The 23,782-nt window shown below is 59.9% G+C and carries 19 protein-coding genes and 3 pseudogenes; 6 read left to right on the top strand and 16 right to left on the bottom strand.

Annotated elements, in window-relative coordinates:
- The 9 genes and pseudogenes from AC13QO_RS02660 to AC13QO_RS02620 form a co-directional block, all read right to left on the bottom strand.
- On the bottom strand, positions 1-960 hold the full coding sequence (locus AC13QO_RS02660; protein ID WP_488539845.1) for a hypothetical protein: 960 nt from the start codon (positions 958-960) through the stop codon (positions 1-3).
- Between the two features lie 165 nt (positions 961-1,125).
- Positions 1,126-1,431 (bottom strand): potassium channel family protein, encoded by a 306-nt coding sequence (locus tag AC13QO_RS02655; RefSeq protein ID WP_085779036.1) that lies wholly within the window; start codon positions 1,429-1,431, stop codon positions 1,126-1,128.
- Positions 1,432-1,586: 155 nt separating this feature from the next.
- Entirely contained in the window at positions 1,587-2,681 is a 1,095-nt protein-coding gene (cax, locus tag AC13QO_RS02650) for a calcium/proton exchanger (protein ID WP_085780154.1), read from the bottom strand.
- A 104-nt stretch (positions 2,682-2,785) separates the two neighbouring features.
- Positions 2,786-3,712, bottom strand: coding sequence for an amino acid ABC transporter substrate-binding protein (locus AC13QO_RS02645; protein ID WP_488539844.1), 927 nt, complete (start codon positions 3,710-3,712; stop codon positions 2,786-2,788).
- Between the two features lie 16 nt (positions 3,713-3,728).
- Positions 3,729-5,087, bottom strand: coding sequence for a putrescine-ornithine antiporter (potE, locus tag AC13QO_RS02640; RefSeq protein ID WP_488539843.1), 1,359 nt, complete (start codon positions 5,085-5,087; stop codon positions 3,729-3,731).
- Between the two features lie 124 nt (positions 5,088-5,211).
- Complete coding sequence (speC, locus tag AC13QO_RS02635) at positions 5,212-7,575, bottom strand: ornithine decarboxylase (protein WP_488539842.1); 2,364 nt, start codon at positions 7,573-7,575, stop codon at positions 5,212-5,214.
- Positions 7,572-9,832: pseudogene (locus AC13QO_RS02630) on the bottom strand (Orn/Lys/Arg family decarboxylase). Before AC13QO_RS02630 ends, speC begins: the two are co-directional and overlap by 4 nt.
- A gap of 162 nt (positions 9,833-9,994) precedes the next feature.
- Positions 9,995-10,965, bottom strand: a pseudogene (locus AC13QO_RS02625) (cation diffusion facilitator family transporter).
- Between the two features lie 137 nt (positions 10,966-11,102).
- The gene (locus AC13QO_RS02620; protein ID WP_350223863.1) at positions 11,103-11,450 is read right to left on the bottom strand and encodes a hypothetical protein; all 348 of its coding nucleotides are present in this window, start codon (positions 11,448-11,450) and stop codon (positions 11,103-11,105) included.
- Between the two features lie 294 nt (positions 11,451-11,744).
- Between AC13QO_RS02620 and AC13QO_RS02615 the strand changes: the two genes are divergently transcribed.
- Positions 11,745-13,112, top strand: a complete 1,368-nt coding sequence (locus tag AC13QO_RS02615; protein ID WP_488539841.1) for an amino acid permease — start codon at positions 11,745-11,747, stop codon at positions 13,110-13,112.
- 12 nt (positions 13,113-13,124) lie between these two features.
- On the opposite strand, the gene arcC is transcribed toward AC13QO_RS02615, so the two are convergent.
- The 4 genes from arcC to AC13QO_RS02595 all read right to left on the bottom strand — a co-directional run bounded on the left by arcC (position 13,125) and on the right by AC13QO_RS02595 (position 16,692).
- Positions 13,125-14,063, bottom strand: a complete 939-nt coding sequence (arcC, locus tag AC13QO_RS02610; RefSeq protein ID WP_085779029.1) for a carbamate kinase — start codon at positions 14,061-14,063, stop codon at positions 13,125-13,127.
- Position 14,064: 1 nt separating this feature from the next.
- The gene (locus AC13QO_RS02605; protein WP_097597043.1) at positions 14,065-15,069 is read right to left on the bottom strand and encodes an ornithine carbamoyltransferase; all 1,005 of its coding nucleotides are present in this window, start codon (positions 15,067-15,069) and stop codon (positions 14,065-14,067) included.
- A gap of 35 nt (positions 15,070-15,104) precedes the next feature.
- Positions 15,105-16,334, bottom strand: a complete 1,230-nt coding sequence (gene arcA, locus AC13QO_RS02600) for an arginine deiminase (protein ID WP_488539840.1) — start codon at positions 16,332-16,334, stop codon at positions 15,105-15,107.
- Between the two features lie 151 nt (positions 16,335-16,485).
- Positions 16,486-16,692, bottom strand: coding sequence for a hypothetical protein (locus AC13QO_RS02595; RefSeq protein WP_085779026.1), 207 nt, complete (start codon positions 16,690-16,692; stop codon positions 16,486-16,488).
- A 405-nt stretch (positions 16,693-17,097) separates the two neighbouring features.
- Here AC13QO_RS02595 and AC13QO_RS02590 point away from each other — a divergent pair, with 405 nt between their 5' ends.
- The 4 genes from AC13QO_RS02590 to AC13QO_RS02575 all read left to right on the top strand — a co-directional run bounded on the left by AC13QO_RS02590 (position 17,098) and on the right by AC13QO_RS02575 (position 20,189).
- Positions 17,098-18,345, top strand: a complete 1,248-nt coding sequence (locus AC13QO_RS02590; RefSeq protein ID WP_488539839.1) for a sensor histidine kinase — start codon at positions 17,098-17,100, stop codon at positions 18,343-18,345.
- On the top strand, positions 18,311-18,970 hold the full coding sequence (fixJ, locus tag AC13QO_RS02585) for a response regulator FixJ (RefSeq protein ID WP_285195640.1): 660 nt from the start codon (positions 18,311-18,313) through the stop codon (positions 18,968-18,970). Before AC13QO_RS02590 ends, fixJ begins: the two co-directional genes overlap by 35 nt.
- Before the next feature lie 124 nt (positions 18,971-19,094).
- Positions 19,095-19,736 carry a helix-turn-helix domain-containing protein gene (locus tag AC13QO_RS02580; RefSeq protein WP_488539838.1) on the top strand — a complete coding sequence of 214 codons (642 nt, stop codon included), beginning with the start codon at positions 19,095-19,097 and terminating at the stop codon, positions 19,734-19,736.
- A 108-nt stretch (positions 19,737-19,844) separates the two neighbouring features.
- Positions 19,845-20,189 carry a hypothetical protein gene (locus tag AC13QO_RS02575; protein ID WP_085779022.1) on the top strand — a complete coding sequence of 115 codons (345 nt, stop codon included), beginning with the start codon at positions 19,845-19,847 and terminating at the stop codon, positions 20,187-20,189.
- Between the two features lie 194 nt (positions 20,190-20,383).
- Here AC13QO_RS02575 and AC13QO_RS02570 read toward each other — a convergent pair.
- From AC13QO_RS02570 to AC13QO_RS02560, 3 genes and pseudogenes are all read right to left on the bottom strand, one after another.
- Positions 20,384-20,710 (bottom strand): annotated as a pseudogene (locus AC13QO_RS02570) (calcium/proton exchanger); the annotation flags it as partial.
- Positions 20,711-20,821: 111 nt separating this feature from the next.
- Positions 20,822-21,283, bottom strand: a complete 462-nt coding sequence (locus AC13QO_RS02565; protein WP_285195641.1) for a hypothetical protein — start codon at positions 21,281-21,283, stop codon at positions 20,822-20,824.
- A gap of 107 nt (positions 21,284-21,390) precedes the next feature.
- On the bottom strand, positions 21,391-22,398 hold the full coding sequence (locus AC13QO_RS02560) for a LysR family transcriptional regulator (RefSeq protein ID WP_488539837.1): 1,008 nt from the start codon (positions 22,396-22,398) through the stop codon (positions 21,391-21,393).
- Positions 22,399-22,669: 271 nt separating this feature from the next.
- Between AC13QO_RS02560 and chvE the strand changes: the two genes are divergently transcribed.
- Positions 22,670-23,734: a multiple monosaccharide ABC transporter substrate-binding protein gene (gene chvE / locus AC13QO_RS02555; RefSeq protein ID WP_488539836.1), complete on the top strand. Its 1,065-nt coding sequence runs from the start codon at positions 22,670-22,672 to the stop codon at positions 23,732-23,734.
- Positions 23,735-23,782: the final 48 nt, after the last annotated feature.

Raw genomic sequence — 23,782 nt, 5'->3', positions numbered from 1 at the left:
TTATCGATCGGGCGGTGTGGTGCTCTGCTTGCGGCTTTCCGCAATTTCCAGAGCGATTTGCATGGCGATCTCGTCCTCGATATCGAGAATGGTCCGGCCTTGGAGCTCGCGATCATATCGATTTGCCCATATGACCGTGCCGTCGGCGCCATTGATCAGGCGGACATGCAGATGAAGGGCCGATCCCTCGATAACCACGCTTCCCTGCAGATTGAACTGTGGAACGATCGGTTGGGCACCTGGCCGATCGGGCCCGAGCACGACAAGATTTTCCGCTCTCATCAGCTTCGTCAGCAGCTGGTCTGCTAAGCCTTTCGCAAAATTTAAGCCTTCGGAGCTGCCGCCGAGAGCCGCGAAGGGCTCGACGACGATGCTGGCCTTGCTTGCAAGCGTCGACGCGGCGGGCGCCGGCGGCGCCTTTGGCCTTGAAAAATAAGATTCCAACGGGCGGATGACAGCCAGAATCGCGATCACGCCCAACAGCGCCGGTAGGCCAATCGGCAGCAGAAGATCGCGGTAGGCGATCGGCCGATCAAGACCGCCCTGCTTGTTTCCGGGGTTTTGAGAATTCGTTCCAACGCCGGAATTCGAGGTGCCATTGGTGCTTGAAAAATGCGGCGAATAGCCTCCTTTGGGGATGGTTATACCGATCGGATCGCTTCTTCCGCTGACGAGGTAATATCGCTCGAGCGCGCGGCGAATCCGCCCCGCCTCGATGCGCACGACCGGGTCATTCTGCGCATCGAAAGAGGCGTCGCGCCCGAAAACCGCCTGCGCAATCGTATAGGCCTTGAGCTGTTCGCCGCGTCCTTCCAGCATCTCTTCGACGATATATTGCAGGAAACGCCTCCCACGCTCGGGAGCATGAAATTCGGGACTGGCGAGGATGCGATCGAGCTGCTCGCGAACGGCTGCGGGATCGTGATGTGCGGGGCTGGTTCTTCCCTCATCCGATACCATCGAGCCCTCCCGCGACGCTACCTGTTGCCTTATACACCCGCTGATGGCTCTGGACTTCCGTAGCAATACGTAACTGAGCGGCACTCCCGGGCGCGTCTTGCGCAATGATTGAGAACTAAGTCCGGCCGCCGGCGACGCCGTTGCAATAGCGCAGCAGAGCAGGAATCAAGGCTCCTGGTCGTCCGCATTCAGAGCTTTCACCGTAACGGCCGCGACGACGCCGGTCAGCACGATGCCCGCAAAGCCGATCACCAGCGCCAAAATCCGCGACGTAATATGTTTGGGGGTAAAATCGCCGTAGCCGATCGTCAGGCCGGTGACGAAAGTGAAATACATCGCTTCGTCAATGCGCCAGTTTTCGATACGCCAGATTGCAAGCCCGGATCCGACCATCAGGGAGACGATCCCTGACACGATTGGCCAGATCACACGAAGCTGCGTTGCGAGCGCGATGAAAAACAGGCGCCGCATCCGTCTATGGCTCGACTTTCGGCCAGCTCTTACCGACACCTTCCGGCCTTCCTGCAGTTGGATCAGGGCATTGGTCAGACTTACGCAGCATTATCGCCGGCAACCGAGCCTCACGTCGATCTCGCGCAGTTTGTTTGCCAAGCCATTATGCGGCCTCAAGAGCCCCGATCGGGCAAAACATACAAAGTCGTGGCGAAGATCATGTAAACCATCAGCACCAATATGCCGACGAACCACGCTGAACGCCCGCTGTTGGTGACGAACATCGCCGTCATGGTCGCCAGCAAAACCATGACGACCACGCCCGGAGAAAACTGCAGATCCATCGGCGTCGGCCCGATGACGTAGCTCAACAGCACCAGCACGGGCGCCACGAAAAGGGCTATCTGCGAGGCGCTTCCAAGCGCTATGCCCACGCTCAGGTCGAGGCGGTTCTTGCGTGCACCGGAAAATGCCGAAGCCATTTCGGCTGCGCCGCCCACCAGTGCTACGACGATGAAACCGACAAAGGCGGACGTCATTCCAAAAACCTTGGCAGCCTCCTGCACCGACTCGACGAAGATTTCGCTGACCAGGGCGACCAGTATCGTCACACCGGCGAGTGTGGTCAGCGCCACCCCGATCGGCCACGGGGTTTCGTCGGTCTCGGCGTGCTCGGCGGCAGCAAAAAACTCCCGATGCGTCTTGAGGGTGAACAGCAGTCCCAGCGCGTATCCGACGATAAGCAGGACCGCCAAGCCTAAGCTGAGCTTGTTGATCACTTCCGTAGCCGAGGTCGAATCCATTGACGCAACCGCCGATGGCATCAGCAGGCCGATCGTGGCGAGGAAGAGCAGACCGGCCTGAAGACGCGCATTGGCTCGGTTGAATTCCTGGCTGTGATGTTTGAGGCCGCCGAGCAAAAACGATGCCCCCAGCATGAACAAGGTGTTGGTGACGATCGCACCGGCAACCGATGATTTTACCAGCGTATATTGGCCTGCACTTAAGGCCGTCAGCGCGATGACGAGCTCCGTCAGATTGCCAAGCGTGGCATTGAGCAGCCCGCCAGCGGCGTCGCCGGTTTTCGCCGCAACGGATTCGGTAGCGTGACTGAGGAGCCCAGCCAGGGGTATCACGGCAAGCACCGACAGGATGAAGAGCACCGTATGAGCCTCGGGGGCAACGCCCGCAGCGACGAAGACCACCGGCACCGCGGCGAGCAGCCACAGCATGGGATTGTGACGGATTTCTTTCCAGAGAAGACTCACCCCGTCGCTCCCGTTCAGTTACTTCAGCCGTTCAGCGGGTTTGCAGATCAATATGGTCCGCTCCGGAGCACGCCACGTGTTTGGCGGCTCGATCCGTCGCAGTGCTATTCCGGCAGCGCTGTTTGCTGGAAAAATGTCACGGTCCCTTCGTCCGGCGGCCCGAACCAGGTTGTGAAGAATGTCCGGAAATCCGGCCCGGCATAGGCCTGGCTGAGCGCGCGATCGACGGCAAGGCGGAAGTCCTCATCGCCGCGCGCGAGCTCAAGGCCGAGCGGTTCGTAGGTGAAATGGCGCTGCAGGACGATCAGATTGCCGGAATTGTCACTGCGGGCGGCGGCATCCATCAGGATTGGCATGTCGCCGAAGAGCACCGCCGAACTGCCATCTACGACGCGCTCGATCCCCTGCTGGTAATTGTCGACCGGCGCAGCCGTCGCAGCGAGTTGAAAAGTCTTGATCCTGTCGCTTAGCCAGCCTTCGCTCGTCGTGCCGGCAATTGAGGAGAAGGTCTTGTGCTCGAGGATCGTGCGCGCCGGTGAACCGCGCCAGACGGGGCGGGTCGAAGGTTCGCCATACTGCAGCACTTCCCGCAAGGCCAGCGGCGAGCTGGCGCTCAGGAGCGCGCCGGTGCCGCTCGGGAAGATCGGGATGGAAAACGACACCTGCTGCCGGCGCGTCAATGTCACCGGCTCCGCACCGCAGACAATATCAGCGGTACCGCTCTCTATCGCTCGTGTCTTGACGTCGCCTGAAAGCGAAACCCATTCGACATCGAGCTTCGGCAGGTTCAGCTGTGCCCTCAGGCTATCGGCAATCTTGTTGCAGAGGGCGACGGCATAGCCATCCGGCCGTCCCTGTTCGCCATTGAACGAAAAGGGCCTCGCATCCGGATCGTAGCCGAGCTTCAGCGCGCTGCTTGTTCTGACGCGATCGAGCGTCTGAGCCTGCGTGGGCGTGCTGAGGGCAAACAAAGCCGTTGCGGCGAGGACAGAGGCTGTGATACCCGCCCACCGAGCATTTTCTCGTGACATGTCTGATCCTCCTCTGTTACTCGGCCGGAAGCCGGTTCGTGCCGCTGGCGAAACGCGGGGCGATCAAGCCGTAGATGATGAAGCCGATGCCTGTGACGATCATGCCGCCGAGCACCGCATCCTTTCCGGAGGCATAGATGGCGAAGACGCTGTAGGCCATCCCGACCAGGGCGATGGTCGCATTCAGCCGGTATTTCGGCTGTGGCACGCGGGCAGCCTTCATCATGACGAACAGCGACGAAAGCGCGATGATATAGGGCAGTACGTTGGTGACGACGGCGAGGTTGACGAGCGCTGAGAACTGTTCGCTCAAAGTCGGCGATATGGTCATTAAGGCAAGGCATGTCTGCACGATGCCAAGAATGATCATGCCGGCCATGGGAGCCCCCATCTCGTTCACCCGCGAGAATATGGATGGGAACATTCTCTCATCGGCGGCGGTTTTCGCCGTCTGCGCGATCGTAAACTGCCATCCGAGTAGCGAGCCCAGGCATGCCAGCACGGCAAGCGCCATGACGATGGAGCCAATGGTGGAATTGAACATGGTGGCATAGGCGAGTGCGAAAGGTCCCGTTGAGGTAGCAAGATCCGCATTCGGCACGATGCCTTGAATGACCGTCGTCGACAGGATGTAGATGACGGCGGCGCCCAGCGTGCCGAACATGCAGGCGAGCGGTACGTCACGCTTGGGATTTTCGACGGCATCGGAATTCTGCGCCGCGGACTCCATGCCGAGGAAAGCCCAGAGGGTAAGCGAGATGCTCGATCCCATTCCCTGCCCAAGTGTCAAGCCTTGCGGGTTCCAGGCGGCGGCGAAGGTACTGGAGCTGAACCAGAGCCAGCCGAGGATCGACAGCAGGCCGACGGGAAGGATGACGCCCCAGACAGTGACCGAGCCGATGCGGCCGGTAATGCGCGGTCCACCGAAATTGGCGGCCGTGGTCAGCCACAAGAGCACGATCAGCGCCAGGCAGGTCATGATCGGCGTCGAGGTCAGCACCGGAAAGAAACCGGCAAGGTACCCGACGGCCGAGATGCCGATCGCCACATTGCCGACGGCAAGCGACAGGAAATACAGGAAGAACACCATGAAGTAGCCGTCCTTCCCATAGGCATCCTCCGCATAGGCGGACATGCCACCGGGGCGCTGGTTGAACAGCCCGGCCTGGGCGAAGCCATAGGCGATCGCCATCGAGCCGATGGCGGTCACGAGCCAGGAGAGCAGCGAGATCGCCCCGACCTGCGCCATATTGGCAGGCAGCATGATGATCCCCGACCCCATCATGTTGACGGCGACGATAAAGGTGAGCTGCACCAGGTTCATCTTTTTCTTGGTTGTGGCCTCGGCCGCAAGATGCATCGTGTTGTCGGTCATGACGAAATCCTCCCTAAAGCGCGTTGCGATCCTGCAGGTTGGCTTGGCTCACGCTTTAACTCTCTGTTTTCACACATGTCGTTTCCGCAAAAACCGCTTCGCACTTTTCATGACTGCTCCAGCCCTACTCGCGCACGACATATGTGTGGAACTTGATCCGCCCATCGATCCGCTCCTGGAACACGCCTTGGACCTCGTAATTGAAGCCGGGGAAGCGGTTGAAGGATTCTTCGAAGGCGAGGAAATAGTCCCGCATCGGCCGCGCCCTCTCGTCCCAGCGTTCTCCAGGCACGATCACGCCGATACCGGGCGGATAGATCAGCGCCAAGGTTGCCGAGATGCGGCCGGCGGCTTCCGTCAGCGGCACATAGTCGACATTGTTGGCGACGAGTGCCTCATAGGCCTGTTTGGGTGCGATTGCCGGTTCCGGGAAGCTTTCGGAGCGGAAGCACAGGCGCTGCAGCTCCTTGACACCCGCCTCGCGATAGAAGGAATGCATCTCCCTGCAGACCTGGCGGACGCTGTAGCCGGCATAACGCTCGCGATTGGCCGCAAAGACGGTCGGCAGCACTTCTGGCAAGGGTGCGTCGCGATCCCACAGGTTTTTGAACTTGACGAGCTTGGCGACCAGCGTGTTCAGCTTGCTCTCGTCTTCAGCCGGCGTCAGCAAAAAGAGCAGGCTGTTCAAGTCGCATTTTTCCGCCACGACCCGCTGCTCGCGCAGATAGTTGGCGACGACGGTCGCCGGAATGCCGAACTCGCGATATTCGCCGGTCTTCCGGTCGATGCCGGGTGTCAGTATTGCAAGCTTGTTGGGGTCGACCATGGTGTAGCCGGGCGCGTAACCTGAATAACCGTGCCAGCTCGCCTCTGGATCGAACCGCCAGCATTGCTGCTCGCGTTTCAGCACCTCCGTCGGGACATCTTCCCACTTGGCGGCGGCAAGATCGCCGGTGTGCTTCGAGCGCGAAACCGTCACCCTGTCCGGCACGAAAGGATCGAAGAACCACTGCTCTTCCGGGTGCGCGGCCTTGGTTTCGTAATGCTCCACGAAACCGCGCAGCTTCTTGCGAACCTCGATCCCGAGTTCGATGCAGCGGTCCCAGAGCATCTCGCCAGCCTTGCCCTCATGCACCTTGGCATTGACATCGAGCGAGGCGAACAGCGGGTAGAAGGGAGACGTCGACACATGCATCAGCAGCGATTCATTGAAGCGCTTATGTTCGACGAAGCGGCGCTGGCCGCTGATATGTTCGTCGCGTTTGTGGATCTGCGATGCCTGCGAGAAGCCGGCGCCCTGCTTGTGCACCGATTGCGTGGAGAACAGCCCGGGCATGTCAGCCCTGAGATCCTTGAGACGCATCGGGCTGTGACCCTCAAAGAGGGGGTGGAAGGCGTTGTAGCCGATCCAGGCCTCGTCCCACAGCACGTAGTCGCAGAGATGGCCGAGCTTCTCCATCACCTGGGCGACATTGTAGATCGTGCCGTCATAGGTCGCGAGCTGGATGCAGGCCAGACGGAAAGGCCTCTCCGCCTGCGCACGGCTCTTGTCGGTGACGAGTGGATGTTCCTCTATCTTTTGCCGCAGCCAGGCCTCGTCCCAGGCCGCCCAGTCGACAGCGCCGATCATGCCGAAGGAGTTGCGGGCGGTCGGCAGAAAGATCGGGATTGCGCCGGCCTGTACGAGGGCACCCTGGTGCAGCGACTTGTGATTGTTGCGATCGAAGAGCACGAGATCGCCGCTGCGCAAGACCGCGTTCGCTACCACCTTGTTGGAGGTGCTGGTGCCGTTCAGGATGAAATAGGTGCGGTCGGCGCCGAAGATGCGCGCCGCCGCTTTCTGAGCTTCGACGGCAGGCCCTTCATGGATGAGCAGATCGCCGAGATCGACATCTGCATTGCAGAGGTCGTTGCGGAAAATGCTTTCGCCGAAATATTTGAAGAAGAGCTGGCCGGCCGGTGACTTTCGATAGAACTGGCCGCCCTGGTGCCCTGGGCAATCAAAGGCGATATTGGCTTCGCCATCATAGGCCATCATGCCGCCGAAGAATGGCGGGAGCAGCGATTTGCCGTAGTTGACGGCGCTGGACACGATCTGCTTGGCATAGAAGACTGGTGTCTGCTGACCGAGATAGACGAACCCATCCACTTCGCCAGCCATTTCCACGACATCCATATCCGCGATGGTCAGCGTATCGGCCATCGCCCAGATCGGCGTGCGAAAACCGATCTCCCTGACGCAGCGAAGGAAGCTGCGTGCCGAGAGCAGCCGCCCGTCCTCGACCGAGCCGATATAAGCGCCGACGTCGGCATCCTCGGATACATCGGCTGAATAGTCGCCCCGCACTTCCACCTCGAAGCCCTGGGCGGTGATCTGCGCCACGAGCTCCTGCGCCTGGGGATTGTCGCGGTCGACGACGGCGACGATTTTCAGCAGCTTGTGGAACGGTATGGCGACCGTTGGAGACTTCACATCGCGCGGGATCATTCTGGCGCCTCCTCTGCAATGCAATCGACGAGATAGCGGCGTCCGCCGTCGCCGGGAGCGAAGCGAAGACCATGGATATCGGTTTCGAAACCGGGGAACTTGCGATCGAAATCGCGGGCGTAGAGCAGGTAATCCTGAATCGATCCGTCGATTGGGTGATCCTCTCGCCGGGCATGATCAGCGGAATTCCCGGCGGATAGGGAACGATCATCACGGCGAGGATGCGGTTCATGAGATTGTTAATCTCGACGCTCTCGATCCTGCCTTTGACCAGCCGGTCATAGGCGTCCGCCGGACGCAATGCCATTTCGGGCAGGGCAGTGTACATCGCGCGCTGCGCCTTCGGGACGTCATCTTTGCGGTAGATCGCATGGATCTGCGCGCAGAGATCCTTCAACCCCATGCTGGCATAGGCTTCCTGATGCGCGGCGGCGAGCGCGGGCAGCGCTCGCGTCAACGGCGCGTTGGCATCATAGAGATCCTTGAAATTGAGGAGCTCAGTGATCAGCGTGCTCCATTTGCCGCGGGTAATACCCATCGAGAAAAGCACGAGGAAGGAATAGAGACCGGTTTTTTCGATCTCAATGCGCCGCGACGACAGGAACTTGGTGATAACGGCAGCCGGTATGCCGTGCTCATCCATCACTCCGCTCGCCGACAGGCCCGGCGACAGGATTGTGACCTTGATCGGGTCGACCATGACATGGTTTTCGGCAAGGCCGGCAAAACCATGCCAGGCATCATCCGGCTTCAGGACCCAATCGGCACGGGTATCGCTCGGCGTCTGTCCGGCAGCCGTCGGCTCCCAGACGTCAAACCACCAGGTGCCTTCCGTCTGTTTCCTCACCGCGTTCATCGCCCGGCGGAAGCTGATCGCCTCATCGATCGTCTCCTGCACCAGGGCGCGGCCGGCTGGCTGTTCCATCATGGCGGCCGCGACATCGCAGGAGGCGATGATGCCATATTGCGGCGAGGTCGAGGTATGCATCATGAAGGCTTCGTTGAAGCGGGTGATGTCGAGACGCTTGGTCTCGGCATGCTGGATATGGATCATCGATGCCTGGGAAAGGGCGGCCAGCAGCTTGTGCGTCGAGTGCGTGGCAAAGGTGATGGCGTTCTTCGACCGTGCCGGCTGGTTTGACGATATCCCGTGGAAACCGTCGTAGAATTCGTGGAAGTTGGCATAGGCGTACCAGGCTTCGTCGAAATGCAGCACCTCCACCGCGTCGCCGAGCGACGCCTTGATCGCATCGACATTGTAGCAGAGGCCATCATAGGTCGAGTTGGTGATGACCATCAGCCGGACTTTGCCGCTGGTCTGTCCGGCAAAAGGGCTGGCGGCGATCTTGCCGGCGATGGCTTCAGGCGTGAACTGATCCTTGGAAATCGGACCGATGATGCCGAGCCCGTTGCGCGACGGCGTCAGATAAATTGGCGTGGCGCCCGTCATGATGAGGGAATGCAGGATTGATTTGTGACAGTTACGGTCGCACAGGACGAGATCGCCGCGCCCGACCATGCCGTGCCAGATGATCTTGTTGGCAGTCGACGTGCCGCCGACGACGAAGAGGGTTTCATCGGTGCCGAAGATGCGCGCGGCATTGCGCTCGCCCTCGGCGATTGGCCCGACATGATCGAGAAGCGAACCGATGCTGCCGACCGATACGGAAATATCCGATCGCAGCGTATTTTCGCCGAAGAACGTGTAGAAGAGCTGGCCCACCGGACTCTTGCGAAACGCAATGCCGCCGCCATGGCCGGGCGTATGCCATGAATAAGCGCCTTCCAGCGTATAATCCATCAACGCCTTGAACATCGGCGGCGGTAGCCGGTCGAGATAGTTGCGGGCAGCCTGCGCGATGGCGCGCGCCATGAATTCGGCCGAATCCTCGAACAGCCGAAAGAAGGCATTGGCATGGCGCAATACCGGCGTCGGCACGTCTTCCGCCGTCGTGTCGTCGCCGAAGAGGAAGATCGGCAGGCGGTCGTTCCTCTGCCGCTTCGCGGCGAGCACCTCTCCCAGCACCTGCCAGCGCGTTGTCTTGTCTTCGGTGCCGTCGACGGAGACCAGCCAGCAGGACTCTGTGTTGAAGACATGGACGAGACGGCGGGCATCTTCATAGGAAACGCCGGAAACGATCCGGAACCCTTCCCTTTCGATGGCGGCAGCGAGGTCGCGCATACCGCGTCCGGCAGCGCTCTTGCCGTCAAAATCCTCGTCGATAACGGCTATCGGAAATGCCATCTGGAATTCCATGCGTTCCTCCAGAACCGGACGTCAAAGGCTGCGGCCGCCATGCAGCCCGCGTGCATCTCAGGTTGGAGGATCGTACATGACGGGTCGTGCAGCGTCCTTGATTGCAATCAAGGTGACCCGAAGCATTTCGACGTCGTCGGGGGAACTTGGATTTTGATTAGGCTATTCGGCCCACTCCGCATCGGCGGTGAAGGCGATCGTCAGCCAGCGATTGGCGCTTTCGTCGCCGATCGCGTTCCCTATCTCGTCGCGGAGCGCGTCCCACTCCTCCACGGTCTTTGCAGGAAGGCCTTGAGGGACGATGAAATAAAGTTCGATCTGCATCGCGCGGCCGACCCGGGCAACATAGGAGCGGTGGTAGAGGAAGCCGAGGCGGCGGACCGTTTCCGAGGCGACACGATCGACGTGCTCCTGGAGGTCGACAGGGGCGATCAGCAGGATCTCCGTCAACGACCTCCAAACGACGCCAATCGGAAGCGGAATCATGATGAGGCAAACCAGCGCCAGAACCGCCGGGTCCATATAGCTAGCAAGCCAGGCAGCCGGGGTCGCCTGCACGGCCATGCCAATTAGGAATGCAATGAGCAGGGCAAGCGCAATGCCGCCCGACATGATCCAGGCTTGATGTCGAGCGAGATGAAATCGGATTTGGTGTGGGCATTCACTCTGACGCCGAGGAAGGCCATGGCGGCGCAAACGAGCAGGGTCGCCGCAGAATAGGCGATCGCCACGCCGAAGCGCAGTTCGTGACCGCCGTTTAAGATGCTGATGATCGCGCTGATCAGCGCATAGATGCCAACCGTCATCAACAGGCAGCCGTTGAGCATCAGCACGATGGGCTCGAGATGCCAGAATCCCATGGTGAAACGGTTCCGGATTCTGCCGGATCGAGCGTCGCTCTGCGTCGACTTCAGGATCAGGCTGGAAACCCAGAGCGCCAGTCCGGTCATCGCCGCATCAGCCAGCGAATAAACGCCGTCGAAGGCGATCGAGAAGGAGCCGGAAAAAATGCCGAAGACGACGCCAAGCGTGGCGACCACGACGGTCGCTGCAATCGATGTCCGGAGAAACCCTTGCTCGCTTAACACTTGCCCCGCCTCGACATCCGCAGCCCCAATACTCAATCTAAGCATCGGCCCGAAAACCGGAAGCGATTTTCGAGCCGAGCGCTAGTACTTACGCTGGTCGCTGAGGCGCGGTTTGAAACGGTGGGGTCGACAAGGAGGCCGTGTGGCCTGCTGCAGCCTGAAGTTAGCCTGGCGGAGACCGGTCATTTTGTGTAGAAAGTCATGTTGCCATTGCGGGCCCGCGAAACCCATTCGATGTCGTTCGCAGTGAGTTTCTTCGTCTTGAGCTGCGCTACGAGCCATTTGTTCGAGCGAATCGCGTCTCTTATGGCTTTGACATGCTCTTCGCTTCCCGGTGTAGGATGTGAGCCGGTCTCTGAAAAATCTGCAACTCGATAACTGACGATCGTGAATCGCCTGTCGTGGTAAGCTCGCACCGCGTCAGGCAGGTTCTCGCTCCAGTTCATCCTCCGATATTCACGTCGAGTCTGTTGAGCCTCGACCGGCGCAATCCCAGCGACGGCAGTTACTACGGCAAGTCCAATTATCATGGCCATCTTCATCACTCTAACTCCCGAGGACTGATTGATGTTCGGTTGCGGAAGATAGCTCATGCGCAGGAGCTCGGCATTGAGTAGGATCAATGATCCTCCAACAACTGGACTACGGACAGCAACCAGATTTTCCGAAAGCGCGACGCCTGAGGTCAACGCAACTGTTCAGGCGGTCGCCCCACTACGCATTGAACCGGATTGCGGCGCCCATCCTTTGAGTGGAAGATTGTCACCGAGAGCCGATGTCCGAGGCGACATCGGCACCGGAAAGGGCATCTCTCGGAGGGAACCATGACAACCTCGCCAAATGGCAAGAGCCTCGGACTTGCTGCCTGCACCGCCATTGTGGTCGGCAATATGGTGGGATCAGGCTTTTATCTTTCACCGGCCGCGGTTGCGCCCTATGGCAACCTTGCGATTGTCGTCTGGATCATCATGGGCGCCGGCGCGATTTGCCTGGGTCTGACCTTCGCGCGTCTGGCGAGCCTCGTGCCCGCTGTCGGCGGCCCCTACGCCTATACCAGACTCGCCTATGGCGATTTCGCCGGCTTTCTGATCGCCTGGGGTTACTGGATCTCGATATGGACATCTCTGCCCGTCATCGCGATTGCCTTTGCCGGCGTGATGGTCGATCTCTTCCCTGCTCTCGCCAACCGCTTCGCCGCGACCGTGTTGACGCTCGGTGTGATCTGGGCGATCGTGCTGGTCAATCTTCGCGGCGTTCACGCGGCGGGTGTCTTCGCGCAGGTCACGACTTACGCCAAGCTGCTGCCGTTCGGCGCCGTTGCCATTATCGGCCTTCTCTACATCGATACGTCGCATTTCGCCGAATTCAATCCGAGCGGTCAGCCGCTGCTGCAGTCCTTTGCGACACTGGCGCCCCTCACCATGTTTGCTTATCTGGGGCTGGAATCGGCGACCGTTCCAGCCGGCGACGTGGAGAACGCGGAGCGGACAATCCCGCGATCCACCGTGCTCGGCATTTCCATCGCCGCTGCCCTCTATGTGCTCGGCACGATCGTGGTGATGGGCCTCGTACCGCGAGAACAGCTCGCTCAGTCTGTCGCGCCATTTTCCCAGGCGGCGGGGATCATGTGGGGACGCACCGGCGAGTTGGCGATCTCGCTTGCAGTTCTGGTCTCCTCGATCGGCGCGCTCAACGGCTGGACCCTGCTGATGGGGCAGGTTCCGATGGCTGCTGCCCGCGACGGACTGTTTCCGCCGCTGTTTGCCCGGCTTTCCCCGCGAGGCGTGCCGGCGTGGGGCATGATCATCTCGGCCTCCTTCGCAACGCTCCTCGTGCTCGTCCAGGCGCTCGGTTCCGAAGGCTTTGCCGCCGTCTATCGGCTGATGGTCGGGCTCAGCACCATGGCCGCCGTCGTTCCCTATGCTTTCTGCGCGCTTGCCAGATGCCTCATTGGGGGCGTGTCTGAAGGGCGAATGCCGCGGGCAAGCGCGATCGAGCTCATCGCGTTCCTCTTTGCGATCTTCACCCTTTACGGCTCCGGCGCCGAACCGGTGCTCTACGGCCTCGTGCTGCTGATGCTCGGCATCCCCGTCTATGTCTGGCAAAGACGCAATGCGGCTGGCGCGACAGACAAGGAGACGGCAGCGAGCGCGGTAACGCAACCGCTGCCGTCTCAGGATAAGTTTGCCTGATCGACCGGGCCCTCAGGCATGCCAGCTCAGGGTGTCAAAACGCTCGTTGATGATCGTCCCGCGGTCGCCGCGCACCATCCCGGCGATTTCGGCAAGAGAGCCGATTGCGGCCGTCTTGCCGTTTGCCCGGGCAAAATGGCAGGCAGCATCGACCTTCGGCCCCATAGAGCCGGCCGGGAAGGAGAACTGGGCGAGATCGTCAGGACGAGCGCGGTGGATCGCCTTCTGTGACGGCTTGCCCCAATCGATGCACACAGCCTCGGCATCCGTCGCCATGATCAAAAGATCGGCCTGGAGTTCTCGCGCCAGCAGTTCCGAGCACAGATCCTTGTCGATCACGGCCTCGACGCCGATCAGTTTTCGATCGGCGCCCTTTTCGTACATCGTTGGAATTCCGCCGCCGCCGGCACAGATGACGATGGTGCGCTGCTCCAGAAGCCAGCGCACGGGCCGGATCTCGAAGATGCGCTTCGGCGCCGGCGAGGCGACGACACGTCGCCATTTTTCGCCGTCCTGCTTGAACACCCAACCCTTCTCCGTGCGGATCCGATCCGCCTCGCCCTTGTCGTAGACCGGCCCGACGAATTTGGTAGGATTCTGGAAACCGGGATCCTCGGCGTCGACTTCAACCATGGTGAGAAGCGTTGCCAAGGGCTGCTCGAACGGCAGGAGATTGCCCAGCTCCTGCTCCAGCATATAGCCGATCATGCCCTCGGTCTCGGCGCCGAGAACATCGAGCGGATAGGCCTCTTCTGGTTTGTAGGCCGCCCCCTGGAGCGCGAGCAGCCCGACCTGCGGCCCGTTGCCGTGGGTTACGACGATCTCGTGTTCGGCCGCCAGGGGCGCGATCGCCTCAGCGGCGATGCGCGCGTTCCGCCTCTGGGTATCGGCGGTCATCGCTTCCCCGCGCCGGAGAAGCGCGTTGCCGCCAAGCGCAATGACCACACGCATGCTAATCTCCCAAGGTTGCAACGAGTAGGGCCTTGATCGTGTGCAGGCGGTTTTCTGCCTGTTCGAAGGCGACGTTGGCTTCGGATTCGAAGACGTCGTTGGTCACTTCGAGCCCGTTCTCCATGCCGTAATCTTCGGCAATCTGCTTGCCGAGCGTTGTCTCGGTGTCGTGGAATGCCGGCAGGCAATGCATGAACTTGGTCTGCGGATTGCCGGTCGCCTTCATCAGGTCCTGATTGACTTGGTAAGGGGTGAGCAGCTTGATGCGTTCGCGCCAGACGTCCTTCGGCTCGCCCATCGAGACCCAGACGTCGGTGTGGATGAAATCGACGTCCTTGACCGCCTCTCTCGGATCTTCGGTAACCAGGAGCCGCGCGCCCGAGGCCTGCTGCAAATCCCTGGCGATCTTCATGTATTCTTCCGAAGGCCACAGCGATCTCGGGCCGCAGATGCGCACATCCATGCCGAGTAGGCAGCCCACGATCAGCAGGGAATGCCCCATATTCGAGCGGGTGTCGCCGACATAGGCATATTTGATCTCAGCGATCGGCTTGTCGCTGTGCTCGCGCATGGTCATGACGTCTGCGATCATCTGCGTCGGATGATACTCATCGGTCAGGCCATTATAGACCGGGACGCCGGCGTATTTTGCCAGCGTCTCCACTCCCTTCTGGGCGGAGCCGCGATATTCGATCGCATCATACATGCGCCCCAGCACCCGCGCCGTGTCCTTAAAGGATTCCTTGTGGCCGATCTGTGAGCCGGACGGATCGAGATAGGTCACGTTGGCGCCCTGGTCCGAGCAGGCGACTTCGAAGGCGCATCTCGTTCTTGTCGAGGTTTTCTCGAAGATCAGGCAGATTTCCTTGCCCTTCAGATGCTCCTGCTCGGTGCGGGCATATTTGGCCCGCTTCAGATCGCGGGCGAGATCGAGGAGATAGCGGAATTCCCGCGGCGTATAGTCCTGCACGGTCAGAAGCGATCGATTGCGCAGATTGAAACTCATGGTCTTGCTCCGTCGTCTGGTTCGTGGATGGAAGGTCAGTAAGCGGGGTCGCGCCAGATTGGGCACGTCATGCAGTGCCCGCCACCACGGCCACGTCCGAGTTCGGAGCCGCGAATGGTGATGACCTCGACACCCGCCTTGCGCAGCAGCGTATTCGTGTAGGTGTTTCGGTCGTAGGCGACGACGACGCCGGGTTCGAGTGCAACGACATTGTTGCCGTCGTCCCATTGTTCGCGTTCGGCCTGATAGGAATTGCCGCCGGTCTCGACGGTTCGTAGCTTCGGCAGGTCGAGCGCTTCGGCGACGACATCGAGCATCGGCGTATTTTCGAGATGGATCTCGAATGTGCCGTCGTCGTCCTTGGGATGGATGCTGTAGCAGCGGATCTGGTCGACCACCTCGGCAAACAGCGTAACGACGTCGCGGTCGCAGAAGCTGAAAACCGTATCGAGATGCATTGCCGCGCGGCTCTTCGGCATCAGGCAGCCGATCACCCGTTTCGCCGCCTTGCTTCTGAAAAGGGCCTGAGCCACCTGGCCGACGGCCTGATAGGTGGTGCGCTCGCCCATGCCGATCAGCACCGTGCCGTTGCCGATCGGCATGACGTCGCCGCCTTCCATCGAGGCGTTGGCGAATTGATGGTCGGCATCACCCCACCAGATCTGGAAACCGCCGCCCTGGAAGATTGGATGAAATTTGTAGATGGCACGCTGAACCAATGTCTCGGCACGCCGCGCGGGCCAAAACATCGGATTGCAGGTCACACCGTTGTAAATCCAGCAGGAGGGGTCGCGTTGGAACAGCGTGTTGGGGATTGGTGGGATGACGAAATCGCTTTCCGGCAAGGCGCTGAGCATCAATGCCTTGGCCTTGACATCGGGCAGGTCGGAGATTGCGATGCCGCCGATCATGAATGCGGCAAGCTGTGTGGCCGGCATTTCGTCGAGCCATGGCCGCATCGCCTCGGCAACCTGCGAGCCAAGCACGTTCGGGGTTATCCGCCGATCGAGAATGAAATCGCGCGCCTGCTTGTTTGAGAGCGTCTGACCAAGCAGCTCGTGGAGCTCGAGAACCTCGACCCCTCTTTCCTGCATCTTCAAGACGAAATCGTAGTGGTCCTTCTGCGCCTCATGGACCCAGAGAACATCGTCAAAAAGAAGATCATGGCAGTTTGCAGGCGTCAGGCGCTGATGAGCCAGGGATGGTCGACAGACCATGACTGTTCTCAGCTTTCCGACCTCAGAATGAACACCGAAACCACGCATGTAGTCCTCCTTCCAGCCATAGGGGATAGCGGCCGCGCGGCCGGCTCTTTGAACCGCATCAGAATATTTTGGCCGGTCCACTCATGTCATTGATTGCAGACAAGGTGCGGTGCAGCATTTGAGCCCGGCGCCGCCCAGCACCTGGAAGCGCTCAGTGAAGATCGGACAGATCATTTCGCGGTATCTGCCATGGGCGCCAATGGGTGGGATGAACGTCCAGGATCTCGCCCGTCAGGGCATTGGCCCATCCGCTTGTGAAGCGCTGGCAGGGAAAAACCAGGGCATGGATACCATCGCCGTCTATGACGGCGAGCTCGATATCCTCGTCGAAGGGCGCTTCGACCACCAACCGCCACATCACCGATCCCTCCCCGATGATGCACGAGCGTCGATCGGATACGGTGCTATTCGTAGGCAACCCGGTTGCTCGTCCGGAACAGCTTTTCCAGCTGGCGTTTTGCGGGCGGCGGCGTAACAACATCATCATCCCGCCCTTCCGATCTTCCTGCTCATTGGTGGCCGTGTACCAATCGCCTATAAGAGTAGCGGAAGAATGAGGCCGCGGCATTGAGCCGGATCAATGCAAGCAGCCGATCAAAACCGAGGCAGGTCAGGCCTTTCGACCGGTCATTTGCACGGAGATACCCATAGAGGCTACGCGATACTACACCGACCCTTTTTCCAAAAGTGGTAATCTCAAGTCTTGTGAGAGGCAAAAAGCCCGTCAAGGGGCTGACCGGCTCAAAGGGCGGAGGAAACCATCGTGACTATCAAGATGGAGGCGCCGCATGTTGACGAATGCGATAGCACTGAACCGGACGTCGCGGGAAGGACCTCGTTCATAGAATCTCGCATGACGCGCCGCGACCGGCCAGGCGCTTTGCGCGAGGAGGATGACGGACCGTCGACGGACTGGATCCGGCAATTCTATCAACAGCTGCCTGACGCGGTATTCTTCGTCACCGATTGCCACCGAATTTCGGCCTGCAACAGGGCTGCTGTGGCGTTGTTCGGTTATGAGGAAGACGAATTGCAGGGTCAGAGGATCGACCTTGTCTGGTATCCGACGCCGGATGTACCGTTGAAGGGACGTTGGGCGGACCGCGGAGTGGTGCGGGCCGGTATGGCGATGACCAGAAGCGGCGTTCAATTTCCAAGCGTCCTGACGATCATCAGAGAGCAGGGTGGCAAAGGACACTTCTCTGCGGTGATCTTCGAGGACTTCCGCACGGAGCGCGAGACTTTGCAGCGTGTTCAGGAGCTTCAGCGTGAGCTTGCCCGTGTCGCCAGAATAGTTGCGCTCGGGGAGATGGCATCGACCCTGGCTCACGAACTTGCCCAGCCGCTGACATCGATCGCGGCATACGCGCAAGGTTGCGAGCTGCTTGTGAGGAAGGATCGTCGTGGCCACGGCGAAGAACTCCGTGAGGCCTTGTCCGAGATTACGCAGCACGCCCTGTGGGCGGGAAAAATCGTGCAGAACATCGGGGAATTCGCGAAGCGCGGCGCCGAAGAGAGAAAGATTGAGGCGATGCACGCGCTCATCCATGAGGCGACGGCTTTCGCGCTTGCCGGATCACAGCGAAACGGCCTTTGCGCCGATTTTCGGCTCGAAGCGGAGCGGGATGTCGTGCTTGCCGACCGTGTCCAGATCGTGCAGGTGCTGACGAACCTTGTTCGCAACGCCGTGGAGGCTACCGACGGTATTGCGCGGCCGCATATCACCATCCGAACCAGAACCGACGATTTATCCCGTCTCATTGTCGACGTGTCCGACAACGGCTGCGGAATTGCGGCCGATATCGAAGAGGCGCTGTTTCGTCCCTTCGTAACCAGCAAACCGCGCGGCCTCGGCATGGGCCTGGCACTGTCCAAGCGCATCATCGAGGCGCATGGCGGCCGCATAAGCGCGCAAAATCAAAGGGATGGCGGTTCCATCCTTTCGTTTTCCCTTCCGCTGCTGGAGACAACAACCAATGGCAAACGACCTTACGATCCATCTCGTCGATGACGAGGAGTCGCTCAGGCGATCTTTGACGTTTCTGTTGGTATCGGCAGGTTTCGCCGTTCGGACGCATAGTTCTGCCAAAGCCTTTCTGGAACTGTTGCCGCTTTCGAGACGAAGCTGCCTCGTGACGGACCTGCGCATGCCCGAAATTGATGGCATCGAGCTGCTCCAGCGCCTGCGCCGTTTGAGACTGAACGTTCCGGTCATTGTCATTACCGCTCAGGGCGACATCGCCGCCGCCGTCCGGGCAATGAAGGCCGGCGCATCGGATTTCCTTGAAAAGCCCGTCAGAGAAGAGGCGCTGATAGCGGCGATCAACGCGGCGGTAGGACAGAAGCGCTCGGGTGGGATCATCGCAGATTCCGAGAGCGTTGCAGCACGGCTTCGCCAGCTCACGGAGCGCGAACACCAGGTTCTGGCCGGCGTTCTTGATGGCTTGCAGAACAAGATGATCGCGTATCAGCTTGGTATCAGTGCACGCACCGTCGAAGTCCACCGCGCCAATGTGATGGCGAAAATGGGCGCCCGTAATCTGGCGGAGCTCATGCGAATGGCCATTGCGGTAGCGCAGCCTATCGAAAACGCCAAGGCCCTTTCCGGCCACGGTGCTTGGGCGCCTGCCCGATAGGCCAGGCGCCGCGGCAGAGAGCTGTCGGTGACCAGGCTTCCGTAGCGATACTTAAGGGGTTTCTCGAATATCGGGGCAGGCGGCGATTGGTTATGTTGCCAAGCGGATTTGGGGGGCAACGCATATGCTTCAACACCACGCGACCATAAGGCAAACGGCAATTCCGGCCAGTCGACACGGAACAGCTGTCGGAACAACCAAAGATCAGTCGATCAAGCTCAAGGCCAACGAGACAATCTACAGCGAAGGCGAACATGCACTTGCGATCTATCAGGTCGAAACCGGTGCGGTGCGAATTTATCGCCTGATGGCCAGTGGACAGCGATATATCCTAGCATTTTGCGGCGAGGGCGAATGGTTCGGCCTTGAAACGAATGTTCGAACCGACTTCGCGGAAGCCGTCTGCGAGACCTCCATCAAGCCCTTTCGAACCAATCAGAACGCAGTCGTTCCTGTCGATCTTCTTCACATCGCCCTGACGAACCTCGCAAAGGCGCAGCACAAGCAACTCGTCATCACTGAGCAAAGTGCGCTGAAGCGGGTCGCGGCTTTCGTTTGTGAAATGGCCGACCGTCATCCGAAAGATCTGGAATTCGACATGATGATGTCGCGCAGCGATGTCGCCGACTATCTCGGGCTGACAGTCGAGACGGTTGCCCGCTGCTTCACGAAACTCCGCGAAAAAGGCGTCCTTTGCCTGAAAGGCAAGCTGCAGCGTGTCGTTCGCCTTCTGGATCGTGATGCGCTCATCGCGCTCGCCACCTGACGCATGTCGCCCGGACGTCGGGGGCGCTTCGGGAACAAGGTAATGCAGAAGCACGGAAGCAAAAGCCGCGATGGATTGAAGATCGATCGTTCAAAGAGGGGTTGAACAATGAGATACTTATTCGGCCGGAGATCGAATGCCGCGGTCACTACATGCGTTGCGGGTCTGCTGTGGCTGGTGACCTTTCTACTCGCCGTACAGGCTCAAGACGATCTGTTTGAGCAATTTCCGTTGGTCATCCAGTGCAAGTACAATGAAACCTACCACACCTTCTACTTGTCACGCATCTCGCAGGATGGCGTTGCAACCTATCAGGCGTCCGAACGCATCGCCGGCACGATCACCCTTGACGGCAAGGCCAAGGCGATCGGCGGCGAAGGTGGAGGCACCTGCGTCGGCAAAACCTTGGCGGAGCTTCGCGCATCCCATCAAACATATGATCTGAAACGCTAGGCCATGGAGACATCCTTGATGGGCTTCGTCAGACTCCAGGAAAGGCCGATCCCTCGATAACCACGCTTCCCTGCAGATTGAACTGTGGAACGTTCGGTTGGGCACCCGGCCGATGGGGCCCGAGCACGACAAGATTTTCCGCTTTCATCAGCTTCGTCAGCAGCTGGTCTGCTAAGTCTTTCGCAAAATTTAAGCCTTCGTGCACCGGAAAATGCCGAAGCCATTTCGGCTGCGCCGCCCACCAGTGCGACGACGATGAAACCGACGAAGGCAGGTGTCATTCCAAAAACCTTGGCAGCCTCCTGCACCGACTCGACGAAGATCTCGCTGACCAGCGCGACCAGTATCGTGACACCGGCCAGCGTGGACAGCGCCAGCCCAATCGGCCACGGGGTTTCGTCGGTCGCGGCATGCTCGGCGGCAGCAAAAAACTCCCGATGCGTCTTGAGAGTGAACAGCAGCCCCAGCGCGTATCCGACGATAAGCAGGATCGCCAAGCCTAAGCTGAGCTTTTTAATCACTTCCGTAGCCGAGGTCGAATCCATAGACGCAACAGAAAAGCAGCACACATAGCTGTCGCAAATCGACGGCTCCTCAAAGCCCGGAAAATTTGCCTGCATGGGAGACAGTTTTCAGCTACGCGGCAGGCGGCGCATCGCCTCGTCGATCAGCAGATTGGCGACCATCATGCGCCTGTTGGCATTGTCGCGGAAAGGCGCTGCGACACCATCAGGATGATTGGCCTTGGCAAAGGCGCGCCGCTTCTCGTTCAGCGTCTGTTGCGTATCGGCGGCAGCGATCGCCAGTTCGATGGCGATCTCTTCGGGGGCAATGCGGGCGAGATGGTTCGGCATGACGGGCTCCGGCTGCGGTGGGGGAGCCTCCTCGGCCGCAGGCCCGCCGCCCAGATTATCGAAATAGGCTTCGCCAATCCGCTGCGAGGCGACCGAGATGCCTTGCATGACATCGAATGCGAGGCCGGTGGCAAGCCCGGAAACGCGGTGGGCAGCCGGCGCTTGCGTCTCTTCGGCCGGTTCTTCTTCCGCCCTCAGCCGCTCGAGCACTGATTGAAATACCGATTGTCCGAACAGCATGCGCCTTCCTCTCGAAGACATTAGATCCTGGCAAGATGGCGCAGGGCTTGCCGGGTTAAATCGGTGGAGCATCTGTCGTCCGAGAACCGCGGCCCGGCGCCGGGGATCTAACCGGCCTGCTTGCGGCTCTCCTCGATGATGATGTTGTAGAGCAGCTTGGCGCTCGGCGGCAGCGCCCGTTCTCTCGCGGTGATCAGGCTGTAGGGCTTGACGTTGATGTCGAAATCGATCGGCAGCATGCGCACGTCGGACGCCCTCGCGCCTTGGCTTGCGAGGAAATGGGCGACGTCGACGGCGACGGGGGCGATCGCATCGGTTTCGCAGACGATGGCGCAGGTGAGCAACAGCGACGAGGTGTTGACGATGTTCTCCGGCAGTGCCACGTCGTGTGACAGGAAGATGTCCTCGATCGTGCGGCGCAGCAGCGTGCCCGGCGGCTGGAACACCCAGTCGTAATCCCGGACATCGATAAGGCTGCTGGTCTTCTTCCTTTTCAAGAGCGGATGGCGGTTGCGCACGATCAGGCAGGCCCGTTCGACGCCGATCTCTTTCACCTCGAACAGGCGCGGGTTGAGGTCGTCGGGAATGCGGCCGATGATGAAGTCGTGACGGGCGGCAAGCAGTTCGCGGGCGAGCACGTTGCTCGTCTCCACCTGGATGTTGATCTCGATTCCAGGATAGGCCTTGCGCACCCTGTCGATCGCCGGCACGACGAGGCTCATGGCCGGCGCCGTCACCGCACCGATGAAGACCGAGCCGCCCTTGCCGCTCTTCAATTCGCCGATCTCGCGGCTCGCCTCTCGCAACTCCAGAAGGATCTTGCGGGCGCGTCTGGCAAGCGCCGCACCGAAGGTCGTCAGCACCACGCCGCGGGCGACGCGCTCATAGAGCGATGTCTTGGTAATCGCCTCCATTTCCGACAGCATGCGCGATGCGGCGGGCTGTGAGATGTTGAGAACTTCTGCGGCTGCGGAAATCTGTCCACTATCTTCGATTGCGACGATAATGCGCAGGTGATTCAGCTTAAGTCCCGAACGGAGAAAGCTGTCGTCGCCAAAATTGTCGCTGTGGATATCGACGTGATCCATCAAAACGGGCTCTGAAACGATCGTCATGGTTGCAGCCTCCCCACTGCCCTCCATCAAAAGTAATACTTTTTAACGATATACCAAAATTGTTATGCACATTACCACTTATTCTATTTGACAGTTATAGGAATCCATACCAGTTTGCCGCCGTGTGCTGGTTGGCACTCAACACGTGTGAGATCGTGGAGGAGACCTACTTCGTTTCTCACCATCTGAAGTAACTATCCAATACGGAACCTGCCACAGTTTCGGGGCGGGCGATTTTTCGTCCGCTGCTCTATTAACAAGGGAGAGAGAAATGAAATCCATTATCTCATTGATGGCTGCGGCTGCCTTCGGCGTCGCTTCATTCGTTGCACCGGCGATGGCCGCGGACAAGGGCACCGTCGGCATTGCAATGCCGACCAAGGCTTCGGCTCGCTGGATCGACGACGGCAACAACATTGTCAAGCAACTGCAGGCCGCCGGTTACGGCACCGACCTGCAGTATGGCGACGATGACATTCCGAACCAGCTGTCGCAGATCGAAAACATGGTGACCAAGGGCGTCAAGGTTCTCGTCATCGCTTCGATCGACGGCACGACGCTGTCCGACGTTCTCCAGAAGGCCCATGATGCCGGCATCAAGGTCATTGCTTATGACCGCCTGATCCGCGATTCGGCAAACGTCGACTACTACGCCACCTTCGACAACTTCCAGGTCGGCGTTCTTCAGGCCAACTCCATCGTTGACGGTCTCGGCCTCAAGGACGGCAAGGGCCCGTTCAACATCGAACTCTTCGGCGGTTCGCCGGATGATAACAACGCCTTCTTCTTCTATGATGGCGCCATGTCCGTCCTGCAGCCCTACATCGACTCGGGCAAGCTCGTCGTGAAGTCCGGCCAGACCGGCATGGACAAGGTCGGCACGCTGCGTTGGGATCCGGCAACGGCCCAGGCCCGCATGGACAACCTGCTCTCGGCCAACTATACCGACGCCAAGGTCGACGCCGTCCTGTCTCCCTATGACGGCCTCTCGATTGGCATCATCTCCTCGCTGAAGGGCGTTGGTTACGGCACTGCCAGCCAGCCGCTGCCGATCGTCACCGGCCAGGACGCTGAAATCCCGTCGGTCAAGTCGATCATCGCTGGCGAACAGCACTCGACGATCTTCAAGGACACCCGCGAACTCGCCAAGGTCACGGTTTCCATGGTCGATGCTGTCATGTCCGGCAAGGAGCCCGAGGTCAACGACACCAAGACCTACGACAACGGCGTCAAGGTCGTACCGTCCTATCTGCTGAAGCCGGTTGCCGTCGACAAGACCAACTACAAGCAGGTCCTGATCGACAGCGGTTACTACACCGAAGACAAGCTGAAGTAAGTTAAGCTGGAGGCCGGAGCCTGCGCTTGCGGGTTCCGGCCTTCGATT

The sequence above is a fragment of the Rhizobium sp. CNPSo 3670 genome (assembly GCF_057784555.1).
Note: the sequence above shows the minus strand (reverse complement) of the source record. Positions and strands in the feature narration are given on the sequence as shown.

What these genes read in the sequence shown, in the direction of transcription:
- AC13QO_RS02660 (WP_488539845.1), bottom strand. Translation starts at nt 960, where the DNA reads ATGGTATCGGATGAGGGAAGAACCAGCCCCGCACATCACGATCCCGCA.
- AC13QO_RS02655 (WP_085779036.1), bottom strand. Translation starts at nt 1,431, where the DNA reads ATGCGGCGCCTGTTTTTCATCGCGCTCGCAACGCAGCTTCGTGTGATC.
- AC13QO_RS02645 (WP_488539844.1), bottom strand. Translation starts at nt 3,712, where the DNA reads ATGTCACGAGAAAATGCTCGGTGGGCGGGTATCACAGCCTCTGTCCTC.
- potE (WP_488539843.1), bottom strand. Translation starts at nt 5,087, where the DNA reads ATGACCGACAACACGATGCATCTTGCGGCCGAGGCCACAACCAAGAAA.
- speC (WP_488539842.1), bottom strand. Translation starts at nt 7,575, where the DNA reads ATGATCCCGCGCGATGTGAAGTCTCCAACGGTCGCCATACCGTTCCAC.
- AC13QO_RS02620 (WP_350223863.1), bottom strand. Translation starts at nt 11,450, where the DNA reads ATGATAATTGGACTTGCCGTAGTAACTGCCGTCGCTGGGATTGCGCCG.
- AC13QO_RS02615 (WP_488539841.1), top strand. Translation starts at nt 11,745, where the DNA reads ATGACAACCTCGCCAAATGGCAAGAGCCTCGGACTTGCTGCCTGCACC.
- arcC (WP_085779029.1), bottom strand. Translation starts at nt 14,063, where the DNA reads ATGCGTGTGGTCATTGCGCTTGGCGGCAACGCGCTTCTCCGGCGCGGG.
- AC13QO_RS02605 (WP_097597043.1), bottom strand. Translation starts at nt 15,069, where the DNA reads ATGAGTTTCAATCTGCGCAATCGATCGCTTCTGACCGTGCAGGACTAT.
- arcA (WP_488539840.1), bottom strand. Translation starts at nt 16,334, where the DNA reads ATGCGTGGTTTCGGTGTTCATTCTGAGGTCGGAAAGCTGAGAACAGTC.
- AC13QO_RS02595 (WP_085779026.1), bottom strand. Translation starts at nt 16,692, where the DNA reads ATGTGGCGGTTGGTGGTCGAAGCGCCCTTCGACGAGGATATCGAGCTC.
- fixJ (WP_285195640.1), top strand. Translation starts at nt 18,311, where the DNA reads ATGGCAAACGACCTTACGATCCATCTCGTCGATGACGAGGAGTCGCTC.
- AC13QO_RS02580 (WP_488539838.1), top strand. Translation starts at nt 19,095, where the DNA reads ATGCTTCAACACCACGCGACCATAAGGCAAACGGCAATTCCGGCCAGT.
- AC13QO_RS02575 (WP_085779022.1), top strand. Translation starts at nt 19,845, where the DNA reads ATGAGATACTTATTCGGCCGGAGATCGAATGCCGCGGTCACTACATGC.
- AC13QO_RS02565 (WP_285195641.1), bottom strand. Translation starts at nt 21,283, where the DNA reads ATGCTGTTCGGACAATCGGTATTTCAATCAGTGCTCGAGCGGCTGAGG.
- AC13QO_RS02560 (WP_488539837.1), bottom strand. Translation starts at nt 22,398, where the DNA reads ATGACGATCGTTTCAGAGCCCGTTTTGATGGATCACGTCGATATCCAC.
- chvE (WP_488539836.1), top strand. Translation starts at nt 22,670, where the DNA reads ATGAAATCCATTATCTCATTGATGGCTGCGGCTGCCTTCGGCGTCGCT.